The organism is Mycobacterium sp. IDUB_28, assembly GCF_055419285.1.
The window spans coordinates 210,754-224,662 of sequence record NZ_JBVAXK010000006.1 but is presented as its reverse complement, the minus strand read 5'-3'; the positions used below and the strand labels follow the sequence as shown (position 1 = coordinate 224,662).

Genomic DNA, 13,909 nt, shown 5'->3' with positions numbered 1-13,909 from the left:
GGCCAGCCCGGCGCAGTTCGCTCGCGCTTCGTCGAGACTGTACGGGGGGCGAGGTCCCGCGGCGTGTCGCCGCCCAGGTTTCAGTGTCGCCGCCCGGGTTTCAGTGTCGCCGCCCGGCCGCGCGACGTCAGGCCACACCACTAGGCTTGCCTACGTGTTTGAATCGCTCTCCGACCGGTTGACCGGTGCGCTGGCGGGGCTGCGCGGCAAGGGCCGCCTGACCGACGCCGATATCGACGCCACCACCCGCGAAATCCGGCTTGCGCTGCTCGAAGCCGACGTATCGCTGCCGGTGGTCCGGGCGTTCGTGCACCGGATCAAGGAACGTGCCCGGGGCCACGAGGTGTCCGCCGCGCTCAACCCGGCCCAGCAGGTCGTCAAGATCGTCAACGAGGAATTGATCGGCATCCTCGGTGGCCAGACGCGCGAGCTGGCCTACGCCAAGACGCCGCCGACGGTGATCATGCTGGCGGGTCTGCAGGGGTCGGGTAAGACGACGCTGGCCGGCAAGCTGGCTTATCGCCTGAAAAATCAGGGTCACACGCCGCTGCTGGTGGCCTGTGACCTGCAGCGGCCCGCCGCGGTGAACCAGCTGCAGGTGGTCGGGCAGCGCGCCGGCGTTCCGGTGTTCGCGCCGCACCCCGGCGCCTCACCCGAGTCCGGCCCGGGTGACCCGGTCGCCGTCGCGGCCGCCGGCATCGCGGAAGCCAGAGCCAAGCACCACGACTTCGTGATCGTCGACACCGCCGGACGCCTCGGCATCGACGAGGAGCTGATGGCACAGGCGGCCGCCATCCGCGACGCTGTCGACCCCGACGAAACCCTGTTCGTCCTGGACGCGATGATCGGCCAGGACGCTGTCGCCACTGCGCAGGCCTTCGGCGAGGGCGTCGGCTTCACCGGCGTGGTGCTGACCAAGCTGGACGGTGACGCTCGCGGTGGCGCGGCGCTCTCGGTCCGCGAAGTCACCGGTGTGCCAATCCTTTTCGCCTCCACCGGAGAGAAGTTCGAGGACTTCGACGTCTTCCACCCCGACCGGATGGCCAGCCGCATCCTGGGCATGGGCGACGTGCTGAGCCTGATCGAACAGGCCGAGCAGGTCTTCGACGCCCAGCAGGCCGAGGCGGCCGCCGCCAAGATCGGTGCCGGCGAGCTCACCCTGGAGGACTTCCTCGAGCAGATGCTCGCCGTGCGCAAGATGGGCCCGATCGGCAATCTGCTGGGCATGCTGCCCGGTGGGGCGCAGATGAAGGACGCGCTGGCTGAGGTCGACGACAAGTCGCTGGACCGCATCCAGGCGATCATCCGCGGCATGACCCCCCAGGAGCGGGCCGACCCGAAGATCATCAACGCCTCGCGGCGGCTGCGCATCGCCAACGGTTCGGGTGTCACCGTCTCCGAGGTCAACCAGTTGGTGGACCGCTTCTTCGAAGCGCGCAAGATGATGTCGTCGATGCTCGGCGGCATGGGCATCCCGGGCATGGGGCGCAAGTCCGCGACGCGCAAATCCAAGGCAGCCAAGGGCAAAAAAGGCAAGAAGGGCGCACGCGGTCCCACGCCGCCCAAGGTCAAGAGCCCGTTCGGCGCGGGCATGCCGGGGATGCCGGCCGGTTTCCCGGATCTGTCGCAGATGCCGGAGGGCCTCAACGAGCTGCCACCCGGCCTGGCCGACTTCGACCTGTCCAAGCTGAAGTTCCCGGGCCCGAAGTAGTCGCGCCGTGCACCTGCACGTGCGGGGGCGGACCCTGCCCGACGAAAGCCCGATCGAGCTGTGGGTCGCCGACGGCCGCATCAGCACTGAATCGGTGGCCGGTGCCGACACGATCTTCGCCGACGGCTGGGTGATACCCGGCCTGGTCGACCTGCACTGTCACATCGGACTCGGCAAAGACGGCGGCGTCGAACTCGACGAGGCGATCGCGCAGGCCGAGACCGAGCGGGACGTGGGTGTACTGCTCGTGCGCGACTGCGGCGTGCCGATCGACACCCGCAGCCTCGACGACCGCCCGGACCTGCCCCGGATCATCCGGGCCGGGCGCCACCTCGCCAGACCCAGGCGCTACGTCCCCGGCCTGCCGCTGGACCTCGAGGACGAAGCGGACCTGCCGGCTGCGGTCGCCGAGCAGGCGCGACTCGGCGACGGCTGGGTCAAGCTGGTCGGGGACTGGATCGATCGCAGCATCGGCGACCTGGCCCCGCTGTGGTCCGACGACGTCCTCAGAGCCGCCATCGACGCTGCGCACGAGCACGGCGCCCGGGTCACCGCCCACATCTTCGGTGAGGACGGGTTGCCTGAGCTGATCCAGGCCGGCATCGACTGCATCGAGCACGGCACCGGACTGACCGACGACACCATCGCCATGATGCTCGAACACCGCACGGCCCTGGTGCCGACGCTGATCAACCTGGAGAACTTCCCGGGTATCGCCGACTCGGCGCAGCGCTACCCGGTCTATGCCGCTCACATGCGGGAGCTGTATGCCCGCCGCAACGAACGCCTGTCCGCGGCCCGGGCGGCCGGAGTGCCGATCTACGCGGGCAGCGACGCCGGCGGCATGATCCGGCACGGCCGGGTCGCCGACGAGGTCGAGGCGCTGAAGGGAATCGGCATGAGTCCCACCGAGGCGCTGGGTGCGGCGTGCTGGGACGCCCGGCGCTGGTTGGGCCGACCCGGGCTGGACCACGGCGCTTCGGCCGACCTGTTGTGTTACGCCGAAGATCCGCGCCAGGGACCGGACGTGCTGTCGCGGCCCGATCTGGTTGTGTTGCGCGGCAAAGTCTTTCAGCCCAGCTGAGGCTGGCCGCAGCGGGCATCCGCCGGTCTGGCTAATATCACCGCATGGCCCCGGTCAACGGCGCCGACGACGGCCCCGATCCCGACGAACAGCCGGTCCGCCGGCTTTCGCCGTTGACCACTTCGCGACGCTGGCTGCGCCGCGGCATACTCGCACTGGCCGCCACCATCATGGCGATCGGTTTGTTCGCCGAAGGCAAGACGGTCGTTCACGACCGGCGCCACCACGCCGCCCCGGTTCCACTGGACGGCACCTATCGCATCGAGGAAGAACGCTCCCAGCAGACTTACGACAACCGGCCTGACCCACAGCCCCCCGACGTGACCACCAGCTGGGCCATCCGCTCGTCGTGCACCTCCGGCGGCTGCCGGGCCGCGGCGATTCTGCTCGACGACCACGGCCACACCGTGATGGTGTTCCAATTCGCCGACGGGCAGTGGCGGTCGCGGCCGAGAACCGTGCGCGTTCCGTGCGCGGCCTCCGAGACTTCGGCGAACCATCAGCAAGCCACGCAGGTGCTGTCGCTGCGGCCCCGCTCCCACTCAGAGCTGGTCGGCGAGATGGTGACCACGGTGACCGGCGACGAGTGCGGCCGGCGCGGTGGCGTCATCCGCGTCCCGGCTGCAGCGCACCGCAGCGGAAACGTGCCGCCGGGCGTCGACGTCCCGGACCCCGCGGCCAGCCCCTGAAAAGATTGCGAGTGATCGCTATCTATGTTAGCGTCGCGGCAGCCCACGACTTGGAGGAACTGTGACTTACGACGTGATCATCCGTGACGGCCTGTGGTTCGACGGCACCGGTGCGGTGCCGCAGACCAGGACGTTGGGCATCCGCGATGGCGTGGTGGCCGCCGTTTCGTCGGTGCCGCTGGACGAGACCGGCTGTCCCGAAGTGATCGACGCGGCCGGCAAATGGGTGCTGCCCGGCTTCATCGACGTGCACACCCACTACGACGCCGAGATCCTGCTCGACCCGGGACTGCGCGAGTCGGTGCGGCACGGGGTGACCACCCTGTTGCTGGGCAACTGTTCGCTGTCGACGGTCTACGCCAACTCCGAGGATGCCGCCGACCTGTTCAGTCGCGTCGAGGCGGTGCCGCGCGACTTCGTCCTCGGTGCGCTGGAAAGCAACAAGAACTGGTCGACGCCTCAGCAGTACATCGAGACGCTCGACGCACTGCCGCTGGGGCCGAATGTGAGTTCCATGCTCGGTCATTCGGACCTGCGGACCGCGGTGCTCGGCCTGGAGCGGGCCACCGACGAGACAGTGCGGCCCACCGACGCCGAACTGGAGAAGATGGCGAAGTTGCTCGACGAGGCGCTGGACGCCGGAATGCTGGGCATGTCGGGGATGGACGCGCCGATCGACAAGCTCGACGGCGACCGCTTCCGGTCCCGTGCGCTGCCGTCCACCTTCGCGACGTGGCGGGAACGGCGCCGGCTGATCAAGGTGCTGCGCAAGCGCGGTCGCATCCTGCAGAGCGCGCCCAACGTCAACAGCCCGCTGTCCCCGCTGATGTTCTTCCTCACCAGCAGTCGAATCCTCAACCGCCGCAGGGGTGTTCGGATGAGCATGCTGGTCTCCGCCGACGCCAAGTCGATGCCGATGGGGGTGCATGTGTTCGGCCGCGGTACCCGGCTGCTCAATAAGCTGCTGGCTTCCAGCGTGCGGTTCCAGCACCTGCCGGTGCCGTTCGAATTGTATTCCGACGGAATCGATCTGCCGGTTTTCGAGGAGTTCGGTGCCGGCACCGCGGCGTTGCACCTGCGGGACCAACTGCAGCGCAACGAGCTATTGGCCGACGAAGCCTACCGCCGCCGGTTCCGCCGCCAGTTCGACCGCAAGAAGCTCGGACCGTCGTTGTGGCACCGTGACTTCCACGACGCTGTCATCGTGGAATGCCCGGACAAGTCGTTGGTGGGCAAGAGCTTTGGCGCGATCGCCGACGAGCGCGGACTGCACCCGCTGGACGCGTTCCTCGACATCCTGGTCGAGAACGGGGAGCGCAATGTGCGCTGGACGACCATCGTCGCCAACCACCGGCCCAAGCTGCTGGACAAACTGGCCGCCGATCCCAGCGTGCACATGGGGTTCTCCGACGCGGGCGCGCACCTGCGCAACATGGCGTTCTACAACTTCCCGCTGCGACTGCTCAAGCGGACGCGGGACGCACTGCAGGCCGGCAAGCCGTTCCTGACCGTGGAACGAGCCGTGTACCGGCTGACCGCCGAGGTCGCCGAGTGGTTCGGCATCAACGCCGGCACCCTGCGCGAAGGCGACCGGGCCGACTTCGTCGTCATCGACCCCGCCCACCTCGACGACTCGGTGGACAGCTACCACGAGTCCGAGGTCCCGTTCTACGGCGGACTGAGCCGCATGGTGAACCGCAACGACGCGACCGTGGTCGCCACCGGGGTGGGCGGCGCTGTGGTCTTCCGCGACGGCGAGTTCCGCGAGGGCTACGGCCAGACCGTCAAGTCGGGGCGCTACCTGCGCGCCGGTGAGCGGCAGGCGGCCGCGGTCAGCGTGCCGGCCTGAGATGGCCAGGACGCAGCAGCAGCGTCGCGAGGAGACCGTCGGGCGCCTGCTGGACGCGTGCATCGACACCATCGTCGAGTCCGGGTACGCCCGAGCCTCGGCGGCGGTGATCACCAAACGCGCCGGGGTGTCGGTGGGTGCGCTGTTCCGGCACTTCGACAACATGGGCGACTTCATGGCCGCGACGGCCTCGGAGGTGTTGCGCCGGCAGATCGAGACGTTCACCAAACAGGTCGCCGAGATTCCGGCCGACCGGCCGGCGCTGGAGTCGGCGCTGGCGATCCTGCGCGACATCACCGCCGGCTCCACCAACGCGGTGCTCTACGAGATGATGATCGCCGCGCGCACCGACGAGAAACTGAAAGCGACCCTGCAGCACGAACTTTGGCAATACCGCGCCAAGATGTACGACGCGGCGCGCACGATGCCGGGGACCGAACACATCCCGCAGGACACGCTGCCGGTCCTGGTGGCGCTGCTGACCAATGTCTTCGACGGTGCCGCGATCGTCGAAGGCGTACTGCCGCAACCCGAAATCGCCGAGCGCCGGATCCCGGTGCTGACCGAGCTGCTCACCGCGGCGTGGCCGAACCCGCGCGCCTGAGCGCCCGCATCTCTGGGCGAGCAGACGCAGAATCGCACAAGCACAAGCGATTTCGTGCGATTCTGCGTCTGCTCGCGGGCGAGTGGCCGGGGTTACAGCGAGCCGATGCCGGACTGCGGGCCCACCGCGAACCCCCAGTCGAACAAGTTGCCCGCCTGGTCCCAGTACGTTGGGCCACCCGCGGTGACCAACCCGTACATCATGGCGATCACCAGCCGGCGGCCACCGCGCGCGGCCGCGCCCACGAAGGTCTTGCGGGCGGCGTTGGTGAAACCGGTCTTGCCGCCGATGGCGCCGGGATACCGGACCAGCAGCTCGTCCTGGTTGAGGATCGGCTGGTCGCCGGTGTCGCCGGGGAACATCGCCGATGGTTCGGCAGTGATGCGGGCGAACGTCGGGTTGGCCATCGCCGCGCGGAAGATGACCGCGAGATCATGGGCGGTCGTCCAACCGGAGCCGTCGGCGCCGTCCAATCCGGACGGGGTCGTCGCGTGGGTGTTCCCGGCGCCCAGCGACGCGGCTTTGGCGTTCATCTTGCCCACCGCGGCGTCCTGGCCGCCGAGCATGTGCGCCAACGTGTTGGCGGCGTCGTTGCCCGACACCAGCAACAGGCCGTCGAGCAACTGGCGGGCGGTGTAACTGCGGCCCGGCTTCACCCCGGCGCAGTTGCACTCGGCTGCGGTGTCGGTGAGGTCGGCCACCACGGTGGAGTTCAGGTCCAGCTCGTCGAGCGCCACCAGCGCCAGCAGCACCTTGATGGTGCTGGCGGGTGGGTGCGGCACATTCTGGTCGCGGCCGGCCAGGACCTGCCCACTGTCCAGATCGGCGACGATCCAGGTCTGCGCCGGCCCGTCCGGGATCGGCACCGAACCGGCCACCTGCTGCACATCGGTGTCGGCTTCCGACACTGGGGACGTGACGCCTGCGGCCCAGATCATCGCCAGCGCGGCGGCGGTAGCCACGAGCTTTCGCATGGGCGCAGAGTTTAACCCGGCTACGCCGCGGTGTTGAATCGTTCCCATGTTGAGCCTGGCCGAGATTTCTGACCGCCTGGAGATCCAGCAGTTACTCGTGGATTACTCCACCGCCATCGACCAGCGTCGATTCGACGACCTGGACCGCGTCTTCACGCCGGATGCCTATATCGACTACCGCGAACTCGGCGGTATCGACGGCCCGTATCCCGAGGTCAAGAAGTGGCTGTCGGAGGTGCTGCCGAATTTCCCGGTCTACGCGCACATGCTGGGGAATTTCTCGGTCCGCATAGAGGGCGACACCGCGTCCTCGCGGGTTATCTGTTTCAACCCGATGGTGCTGGGCGGCCAGCAGGACCAGATCCTGTTCTGTGGTCTCTGGTACGACGACGAATTCGTGCGCACGCCGCAGGGCTGGCGGATGACGCGGCGCGTAGAGACCAAGACCTTTCAGAAGGTGCTGTAGCGAATTACCGCCGGATCGCCACGTTCTGGCACAATAGGCGGCTGTCCGCGGCGCGATCATGATCGCACCCGGTCACAACACGCGAGGCAAAACCGGACCCGGGCGTTCCGCCCCGGTTGCTGAATTGCAGCGTGACACCCACAGGAGTTCAGTTATGGCTGTCAAGATCAAGCTCACCCGGCTTGGCAAAATCCGCAATCCCCAGTACCGCATCGCGATCGCCGACTCGCGCACCCGCCGCGACGGCCGCTCGATCGAGGTCATCGGCCGCTACCACCCCAAGGAAGAGCCGAGCCTGATCGAGATCAACTCCGAGCGTGCCCAGTACTGGTTGTCGGTCGGCGCACAGCCCACCGAGCCCGTCCTCAAGCTGCTCAAGATCACCGGCGACTGGCAGAAGTTCAAGGGCCTGCCCGGCGCCGAGGGCCGGTTGAAGGTCAAGCCCGCCAAGCCGAGCAAGCTCGAACTGTTCAATGCCGCCCTGGCCGCAGCCGACGGCGGGCCCACCACTGAGGCCACCAAGCCGAAGAAGAAGTCGGCGCCGAAGAAGGCCGCCAAGGGTGACGAGACCACTGAGACCGCTGCCGAGCCGGCCGCCGAGACGCCGAGCGAAACGGCGGCGGCTGCCGAAGCCGAAAGCTGAGCAGGGCCGTGAGCACTGTCGTGGTCGACGCCGTTGAGCATCTGGTTCGCGGCATCGTCGACAACCCCGACGATGTCCGGGTGGATCTGGTGACCAGCCGCCGCGGCCGCACCGTCGAGGTGCACGTGCACCCCGACGACCTGGGCAAGGTGATCGGCCGCGGGGGACGCACCGCGACCGCGCTGCGCACCCTGGTCGCCGGGATCGGTGGCCGCGGCATCCGCGTCGACGTGGTGGACACCGACCAGTAGCGCTCGAATGGAGCTGATCGTCGGGCGGGTGGCCAAGGCCCACGGCATCACCGGCGAACTCGTCGTCGACGTCCGCACCGACGATCCCGACGTCCGGTTCGCGCCGGGCAGCAGGCTGCGGACCCGTAAACCGCGCGATCCGGGTCCCGAACGCAGCTACGTCGTCGAGGGCGCCCGTCCGCACGGCACCCGGCTGCTGGTCCGGCTGGCGGGGGTCACCGACCGGGATGGCGCCGATGCGCTGCGGGGCAGCCTGTTCCTGATCGACTCCGACGAACTGCCGCCGATCGAGGAACCGGACACCTACTACGACCACCAGCTGGAAGGTCTGCGGGTCACCACGACCGGCGGGCGGCAGGTCGGTGTCGTCACCGAGGTGCTGCACACCGCCGGGGCCGAATGGCTGGCTGTCACGGGCGATTCCGGCGAGGTGCTGGTGCCGTTCGTCAGCGCTATCGTCACCTCGGTCTCGCTGGAAGACGGCACCGTGGAGATCGAACCGCCCGACGGTCTGCTGGACCCGGGCTGACCGTGCGCATCCCATGAAAATAGACGTCGTCACGATCTTTCCGGCCTACCTGGAACCGCTGCGACAGTCGTTGCCGGGCAAGGCGATTGCGTCGGGCCTGGTGGATCTGCAGGTGCACGACCTGCGACGCTGGACCCACGACGTACACCACTCGGTGGACGACGCGCCCTACGGCGGTGGCCCGGGCATGGTCATGCGGGCACCGGTCTGGGGCGACGCCCTGGACGAAATCTGCACCGAACAGACACTTTTGGCGGTTCCCACGCCGGCGGGCGCGCTGTTCACCCAGGCCACCGCGCAACGCTGGAGCGCCGAAACTCACCTGGTGTTCGCCTGTGGCCGGTACGAGGGCATCGATCAGCGTGTCGTCGACGATGCGGCCCGCCGGATGCGTGTGGAAGAAGTGTCGATCGGCGACTACGTGTTGCCCGGCGGCGAGTCGGCGGCGCTGGTGATGATCGAATCCGTGCTGCGGCTGCTCGCCGGGGTGCTGGGCAATCCCGCATCGCACCAACATGATTCGCATTCACCGGCGCTGGACCGACTGCTGGAAGGCCCGAGTTACACGCGACCGCCGAGCTGGCGCGGCCTGGATGTCCCGCCGGTTCTGCTCTCCGGCGACCACGCCCGCATCGCGGCCTGGCGCCGGGAGGTGTCGATGCAGCGCACCCGGGAGCGGCGGCCCGAACTGCTGGACTGACCGCGGGCGCTCAGATGCGGCCGTTGGGGAACATCGTCTTGACGGCCTGGGTGATCGTCTCGCGAGCGGTGGCGTCGTCAGCAGCCTGCAGCGACTCGATCACCATGATGTAGCGCCGGTCGGCGCCGATCACACCGGTCGACAGGTGCATCCAGTCGGCGCCGATGCAGCACATCCAACCCTGTTTGACCGCAACGGGTTCGGCGTACAGGCCGTCAGGTATCCCGAACCGTTGCGGGTACCCGTCGACCCCGGTGGGGGTGGACCGGGCCAGATCGTTGAAGATCAGCCGGGACCGGTCCTGCGGCAGACCGCCCGAGCCGTCCAGCAACCCCTGGTAGTAGCGGATCAGGTCGGCGGCCGAACTGATGGTGTTCCACCACCGCCCGTCACTGGGTGGTGTGGTGGCGGTCAGCCCGTACCGGGCCGCGACCTGGGTGACGATGGCATCGCCGCCGTCCTGTCCCCAGAACCGCTCGGCCGCGTCGTCGTCGGACGACTGCAGCATCACGTCCAGTGCCTGGTGGTCGTCGGCGGACAGCACCGACCTGCCCTCGGATTCCTGCAGCAACAGCTGGTCGGCGATGAAGAGTTTGGCCACCGAGGCGGTGGCGATGATCTGGTCGTTGCCGTTGGAGACCAGCTGGTGGGTGGCCCGGTCGAGGATGGCCACCGAGAGGATCGCCCCGCTGGCCGCGGCCTGCTCGGTGGCTTGCTGGACCCGCGCCTGCACTCCGTCGAGCCCGCCGGGCCGCAGCATGGGCAGCGCCGTCGGGTTGCCACTGGGCGTGATCACCCGCAGCAGCAGTTCGACCAGCTGCGGCTGCGATTGGGTCGGCGACTCCGACACCGGCTGGGCGGGGGAGTCGAATGCTTTGGCGTGCACCGTCGCCTCGCAACCCGCGACAACCACCAGCGCCACCGCGGCTACGGCGGTCAGCAGGGTCAGCGGCCGGGCTCGCATCGCACTCCTTCAGCCGTCCCGTGGGCGTCTCTAGTGGGCGGGGGTCAGCCGCGCCGGATGCTGTCCCGGGCCCGAACTTCCGGGGCTGGTCCAGGTATAGATTCCGCGCGGTTTGAACCCCTGTCATATGTACCATTTGCAGGCGCTTCAGGGCGGACGCGAACCACTACAGTTTCCTGTGATTTTCACTGCATGCGCACCATCTGGCACAATTGGGCGGTTGTCTCCGGCGGTCGTCGGCCGGCCCGTGCCTGCCGCCTGCTGCGAGACGCGACTTGAGAAGCCCGAAACCCATCGGCTTGGTGATCGCCGCGCGCCTGCGTGCGGGTAGTTCATCCGGCCGCGACCCCGAGGAAGTGTCTTTCCAATGAACAGGCTGGACTTCGTCGACCAGGCGTCGCTGCGCGACGACATCCCCGCGTTCAACCCGGGCGACACCATCAACGTGCACGTGAAGGTCATCGAGGGCGCCAAGGAGCGTATCCAGGTGTTCAAGGGTGTGGTGATCCGCCGGCAGGGCGGTGGCATCCGCGAGACGTTCACGGTCCGCAAGGAGAGCTACGGCGTGGGCGTCGAACGGACCTTCCCGGTGCATTCGCCGAACATCGATCACATCGAGGTGGTGACCCGGGGCGACGTCCGTCGCGCCAAGCTGTACTATCTGCGCGAGCTGCGTGGCAAGAAGGCCAAGATCAAGGAAAAGCGCTGACCTCGCCCAGCAGCGCTGACCGCGAGAGCTTCGAGCCCTGGCTACGCTGAGCTCGTGACGGAAACGGAAAAGTCCCCTCCGGAGGACTCGTCTTCGGACCCTGACCTCGTGCGGTCGGCGCCGCAGTCGCTCGACACAACCGCGTCCGACGAGCCCGTCGCGGCCGCTGCAGGGACGGCCGAGCCGGTCGACACGGCGCCCGAGGCCGAGGATGCGAAGCCGAAACGGTCCACCCTGCGGGAACTGACGTCGCTGCTGGTGATCGCGATCGTCCTGTACTACGTGATGCTGACGTTCGTTGCGCGCCCGTATCTGATCCCGTCGGAATCGATGGAACCGACCCTGCACGGCTGCCCGACCTGCGTCGGCGACCGCATCATGGTCGACAAGCTCACCTACCGCTTCGGCGAACCGAAGCCGGGTGACGTCATCGTCTTCAAGGGCCCGCCGTCGTGGAACCTCGGCTACAAGTCGATCCGCTCGCACAACCCCGCGATGCGCTGGATCCAGAACGCGCTGTCGTCCATCGGATTCGTGCCGCCCGACGAAAACGACCTGGTCAAGCGCGTCATCGCGGTCGGTGGAGAAACAGTCCAGTGCCGGGCGGACACCGGCTTGACGGTCAACGGCAAGACGTTGAAGGAGCCGTACCTCGACCCGAACACGATGATGGCCGACCCGTCGGTGTATCCGTGTCTGGGCAGTGAGTTCGGTCCGGTCACCGTGCCGCCGGGACGGTTGTGGGTGATGGGTGACAACCGGACCCACTCGGCGGACTCCCGGGCGCACTGCCCGATGCTGTGCACGGGTGACCCGACCGCCGGTACGGTTCCGGTCGGCAACGTCATCGGCAAAGCGCGCTTCATCGTGTGGCCGCCGAAACGGTGGGGTGGCGTGGGTTCGGTGAACCCTCAGCAGGCTCAGTGACGATGGCCACGACGTGGCCGCCGCGGACGGTGATCCGCAAGTCGTCAGGGTTGCGCACCCTGGAGTCCGCGCTGTACCGCAACGGACTGGGCCCGGTCGCGGGGGTCGACGAGGTGGGTCGCGGCGCCTGCGCCGGCCCGTTGGTGGTCGCGGCCTGCGTCCTCGGTCCGGGGCGCCTGGAAAGCCTTGCTGCCCTTGATGATTCGAAGAAGCTGACGGAGAAGGTACGGGAGCGGTTGTTTCCGTTGATCCGCCGCTACGCGCTGGCCTATCACGTGGTGTTCATTCCCTCGACCGAGGTCGATCGCCGCGGCGTGCACGTGGCCAACATCGAAGGCATGCGACGCGCGGTGGCCGGCCTGTCGGTGCGGCCCGGCTATGTACTCAGCGACGGATTCCGGGTCCCCGGGTTGGCGGTGCCGTCGCTGCCGGTGATCGGCGGGGATGCCGCGGCGGCCTGTATCGCCGCGGCGAGCGTGCTGGCCAAGGTCAGTCGCGACCGGTTGATGGTCGCGATGGAAGCCGATCATCCCGGCTACGGCTTCGCCGACCACAAGGGCTACAGCACCCCCGCGCACAGTCGGGCGCTGACCCGGCTGGGTCCGTGCCCCGAACATCGCCGTTCGTTCATCAACGTGCGCCGGGTCGCGACCGGGACTGTGCTCACCACCGGTGGTCCGCCCGAGAGCGGCGTTTGTCAGTGAGGAAAGATAGAGCCCAAGATCCGGGAAGAGGACGTCTGAGCAGATGAGTGCAGAAGATCTCGAAAAGTATGAAACCGAGATGGAGCTCTCGCTGTACCGCGAATACAAGGACATCGTCGGTCAGTTCAGCTACGTCGTGGAAACCGAGCGCCGGTTCTATCTGGCCAACAGTGTCGAGATGGTGCCGCGCAACGCCGACGGCGAGGTGTATTTCGAGCTCCGCCTGGCCGACGCGTGGGTGTGGGACATGTACCGCCCGGCCCGGTTCGTCAAACAGGTGCGGGTGGTGACGTTCAAGGACGTCAACATCGAAGAGGTGGAGAAACCCGAACTCCGCTTACCGGAGTAGTCAGCCGGGCGGCAGCTGACCGCGGGCGTCGACGACGTGGCGCGCCACGTCGGCAAGTTTGATGTTCAGGCTCTGCGAGTGCCGGCGCAGCAGATCAAAGGCCTCGTCTTCGCCGATCTGGTGCAGCATCATCAGCATGCCCACGGCTTTGCCGATTTCCCGGTTGCTCAGTAAGCCGCGGCGCAGGCTGGCGGCGTCCTCGCCCTGCGCGATCGCGTTGATGGCCACACCGGCGAACGCCGCCAGCACCGCGGCCCGTCCGGCGGCTTCGGCGTCGAAGAGGTTGGGCGTTTCGCTGAACAGGTTCAACGCAGCGTTCTTGCGCCTGTCCATCAGCAGCCGAAAGCCCATCGCGCCGCGCACCGGCGTTTCGGCGACCAGGCGCTCGGCGAACCTCGGCCATTGATTCGGGACGGTCAGGTCCGGCTCGATCTGCGGGGTCTCCTCCTCGATCGCGTCGATGCACGGACCGTCGCCGGCTCGTCGTTCCAGGTCGTCGACCTGGTAGGCGAGTCGGCTACTGGCACCCACCGTCACGTAGCGGTCGTCGCGCTTGACCAGCAGGCTGGCGTGGTCGCAGCCGGGCACGACCAGAGTGGCGGCCACGCAGATCGCCGCATACATCTGGGTCGGGTCCGTGCCCTGGTAGAGGATCTCGGCCAGGGCGGCGAACACCGTCGCGGGATCGGCCGTCGACCCACCCGGGGTCGGGCCGTCGGCGGCGCTCGGTTCGTTGACCAAGTCGTCACCTCCCTT

At 68.0% G+C, this 13,909-nt stretch carries 17 protein-coding genes; 14 read left to right on the top strand and 3 right to left on the bottom strand.

The window, feature by feature from the left end; all coding sequences use genetic code 11:
- Positions 1-154: 154 nt before the first annotated feature.
- The 5 genes from ffh to ACZYZ9_RS14955 all read left to right on the top strand — a co-directional run bounded on the left by ffh (position 155) and on the right by ACZYZ9_RS14955 (position 5,937).
- Positions 155-1,711, top strand: a complete 1,557-nt coding sequence (gene ffh / locus ACZYZ9_RS14975; protein ID WP_463827032.1) for a signal recognition particle protein — start codon at positions 155-157, stop codon at positions 1,709-1,711.
- Positions 1,712-1,718: 7 nt separating this feature from the next.
- A complete protein-coding gene (locus ACZYZ9_RS14970; protein WP_463827031.1) occupies positions 1,719-2,795 on the top strand; it encodes a metal-dependent hydrolase family protein in 1,077 nt (358 codons plus the stop codon).
- Between the two features lie 44 nt (positions 2,796-2,839).
- Positions 2,840-3,484 (top strand): Rv2253/PknI dimerization domain-containing protein, encoded by a 645-nt coding sequence (locus tag ACZYZ9_RS14965; RefSeq protein ID WP_463827030.1) that lies wholly within the window; start codon positions 2,840-2,842, stop codon positions 3,482-3,484.
- A 61-nt stretch (positions 3,485-3,545) separates the two neighbouring features.
- Positions 3,546-5,333, top strand: coding sequence for an N-acyl-D-amino-acid deacylase family protein (locus ACZYZ9_RS14960; RefSeq protein WP_463827029.1), 1,788 nt, complete (start codon positions 3,546-3,548; stop codon positions 5,331-5,333).
- Position 5,334: 1 nt separating this feature from the next.
- A complete protein-coding gene (locus tag ACZYZ9_RS14955) occupies positions 5,335-5,937 on the top strand; it encodes a TetR/AcrR family transcriptional regulator (RefSeq protein WP_463827028.1) in 603 nt (200 codons plus the stop codon).
- Positions 5,938-6,029: 92 nt separating this feature from the next.
- Here the strand turns inward: ACZYZ9_RS14955 and ACZYZ9_RS14950 are convergent, their stop codons facing one another.
- Entirely contained in the window at positions 6,030-6,911 is an 882-nt protein-coding gene (locus ACZYZ9_RS14950) for a D-alanyl-D-alanine carboxypeptidase family protein (protein WP_463827027.1), read from the bottom strand.
- 46 nt (positions 6,912-6,957) lie between these two features.
- Here ACZYZ9_RS14950 and ACZYZ9_RS14945 point away from each other — a divergent pair, with 46 nt between their 5' ends.
- The 5 genes from ACZYZ9_RS14945 (at position 6,958) to trmD (ending at position 9,500) form a co-directional block, all read left to right on the top strand.
- Positions 6,958-7,377, top strand: a complete 420-nt coding sequence (locus ACZYZ9_RS14945; protein ID WP_463827026.1) for a nuclear transport factor 2 family protein — start codon at positions 6,958-6,960, stop codon at positions 7,375-7,377.
- A gap of 154 nt (positions 7,378-7,531) precedes the next feature.
- Positions 7,532-8,020, top strand: coding sequence for a 30S ribosomal protein S16 (gene rpsP, locus ACZYZ9_RS14940; RefSeq protein ID WP_463827025.1), 489 nt, complete (start codon positions 7,532-7,534; stop codon positions 8,018-8,020).
- 8 nt (positions 8,021-8,028) lie between these two features.
- Positions 8,029-8,271: an RNA-binding protein gene (locus tag ACZYZ9_RS14935; protein WP_036354608.1), complete on the top strand. Its 243-nt coding sequence runs from the start codon at positions 8,029-8,031 to the stop codon at positions 8,269-8,271.
- Between the two features lie 7 nt (positions 8,272-8,278).
- Positions 8,279-8,800 carry a ribosome maturation factor RimM gene (rimM, locus tag ACZYZ9_RS14930; protein WP_463827024.1) on the top strand — a complete coding sequence of 174 codons (522 nt, stop codon included), beginning with the start codon at positions 8,279-8,281 and terminating at the stop codon, positions 8,798-8,800.
- 13 nt (positions 8,801-8,813) lie between these two features.
- The gene (trmD, locus tag ACZYZ9_RS14925) at positions 8,814-9,500 is read left to right on the top strand and encodes a tRNA (guanosine(37)-N1)-methyltransferase TrmD (RefSeq protein ID WP_463827023.1); all 687 of its coding nucleotides are present in this window, start codon (positions 8,814-8,816) and stop codon (positions 9,498-9,500) included.
- A gap of 10 nt (positions 9,501-9,510) precedes the next feature.
- Here the strand turns inward: trmD and ACZYZ9_RS14920 are convergent, their stop codons facing one another.
- Positions 9,511-10,464, bottom strand: coding sequence for a serine hydrolase (locus ACZYZ9_RS14920; protein ID WP_463827022.1), 954 nt, complete (start codon positions 10,462-10,464; stop codon positions 9,511-9,513).
- A gap of 367 nt (positions 10,465-10,831) precedes the next feature.
- Here ACZYZ9_RS14920 and rplS point away from each other — a divergent pair, with 367 nt between their 5' ends.
- From rplS to ACZYZ9_RS14900, 4 genes are read left to right on the top strand one after another with little or no spacing between them, the layout of a single operon-like run.
- On the top strand, positions 10,832-11,173 hold the full coding sequence (rplS, locus tag ACZYZ9_RS14915) for a 50S ribosomal protein L19 (protein ID WP_044510756.1): 342 nt from the start codon (positions 10,832-10,834) through the stop codon (positions 11,171-11,173).
- Positions 11,174-11,227: 54 nt separating this feature from the next.
- On the top strand, positions 11,228-12,100 hold the full coding sequence (lepB, locus tag ACZYZ9_RS14910; protein WP_463827021.1) for a signal peptidase I: 873 nt from the start codon (positions 11,228-11,230) through the stop codon (positions 12,098-12,100).
- A 2-nt stretch (positions 12,101-12,102) separates the two neighbouring features.
- A complete protein-coding gene (locus ACZYZ9_RS14905; RefSeq protein WP_463827020.1) occupies positions 12,103-12,804 on the top strand; it encodes a ribonuclease HII in 702 nt (233 codons plus the stop codon).
- Positions 12,805-12,847: 43 nt separating this feature from the next.
- Positions 12,848-13,153, top strand: a complete 306-nt coding sequence (locus ACZYZ9_RS14900; RefSeq protein ID WP_012393608.1) for a DUF2469 domain-containing protein — start codon at positions 12,848-12,850, stop codon at positions 13,151-13,153.
- On the opposite strand, the gene ACZYZ9_RS14895 is transcribed toward ACZYZ9_RS14900, so the two are convergent.
- Entirely contained in the window at positions 13,154-13,894 is a 741-nt protein-coding gene (locus tag ACZYZ9_RS14895; RefSeq protein WP_463827019.1) for an ANTAR domain-containing protein, read from the bottom strand. It abuts the gene before it with no gap.
- Positions 13,895-13,909: the final 15 nt, after the last annotated feature.

Bases quoted from the DNA above. Each gene is read 5' to 3' on its own strand.
- ACZYZ9_RS14965 (WP_463827030.1), top strand. From the start codon at position 2,840: ATGGCCCCGGTCAACGGCGCCGACGACGGCCCCGATCCCGACGAACAG.
- ACZYZ9_RS14945 (WP_463827026.1), top strand. From the start codon at position 6,958: ATGTTGAGCCTGGCCGAGATTTCTGACCGCCTGGAGATCCAGCAGTTA.
- ACZYZ9_RS14900 (WP_012393608.1), top strand. From the start codon at position 12,848: ATGAGTGCAGAAGATCTCGAAAAGTATGAAACCGAGATGGAGCTCTCG.
- rpsP (WP_463827025.1), top strand. From the start codon at position 7,532: ATGGCTGTCAAGATCAAGCTCACCCGGCTTGGCAAAATCCGCAATCCC.
- ACZYZ9_RS14905 (WP_463827020.1), top strand. From the start codon at position 12,103: ATGGCCACGACGTGGCCGCCGCGGACGGTGATCCGCAAGTCGTCAGGG.
- rimM (WP_463827024.1), top strand. From the start codon at position 8,279: ATGGAGCTGATCGTCGGGCGGGTGGCCAAGGCCCACGGCATCACCGGC.
- trmD (WP_463827023.1), top strand. From the start codon at position 8,814: ATGAAAATAGACGTCGTCACGATCTTTCCGGCCTACCTGGAACCGCTG.
- rplS (WP_044510756.1), top strand. From the start codon at position 10,832: ATGAACAGGCTGGACTTCGTCGACCAGGCGTCGCTGCGCGACGACATC.
- ACZYZ9_RS14920 (WP_463827022.1), bottom strand. From the start codon at position 10,464: ATGCGAGCCCGGCCGCTGACCCTGCTGACCGCCGTAGCCGCGGTGGCG.
- ACZYZ9_RS14955 (WP_463827028.1), top strand. From the start codon at position 5,335: ATGGCCAGGACGCAGCAGCAGCGTCGCGAGGAGACCGTCGGGCGCCTG.
- ACZYZ9_RS14950 (WP_463827027.1), bottom strand. From the start codon at position 6,911: ATGCGAAAGCTCGTGGCTACCGCCGCCGCGCTGGCGATGATCTGGGCC.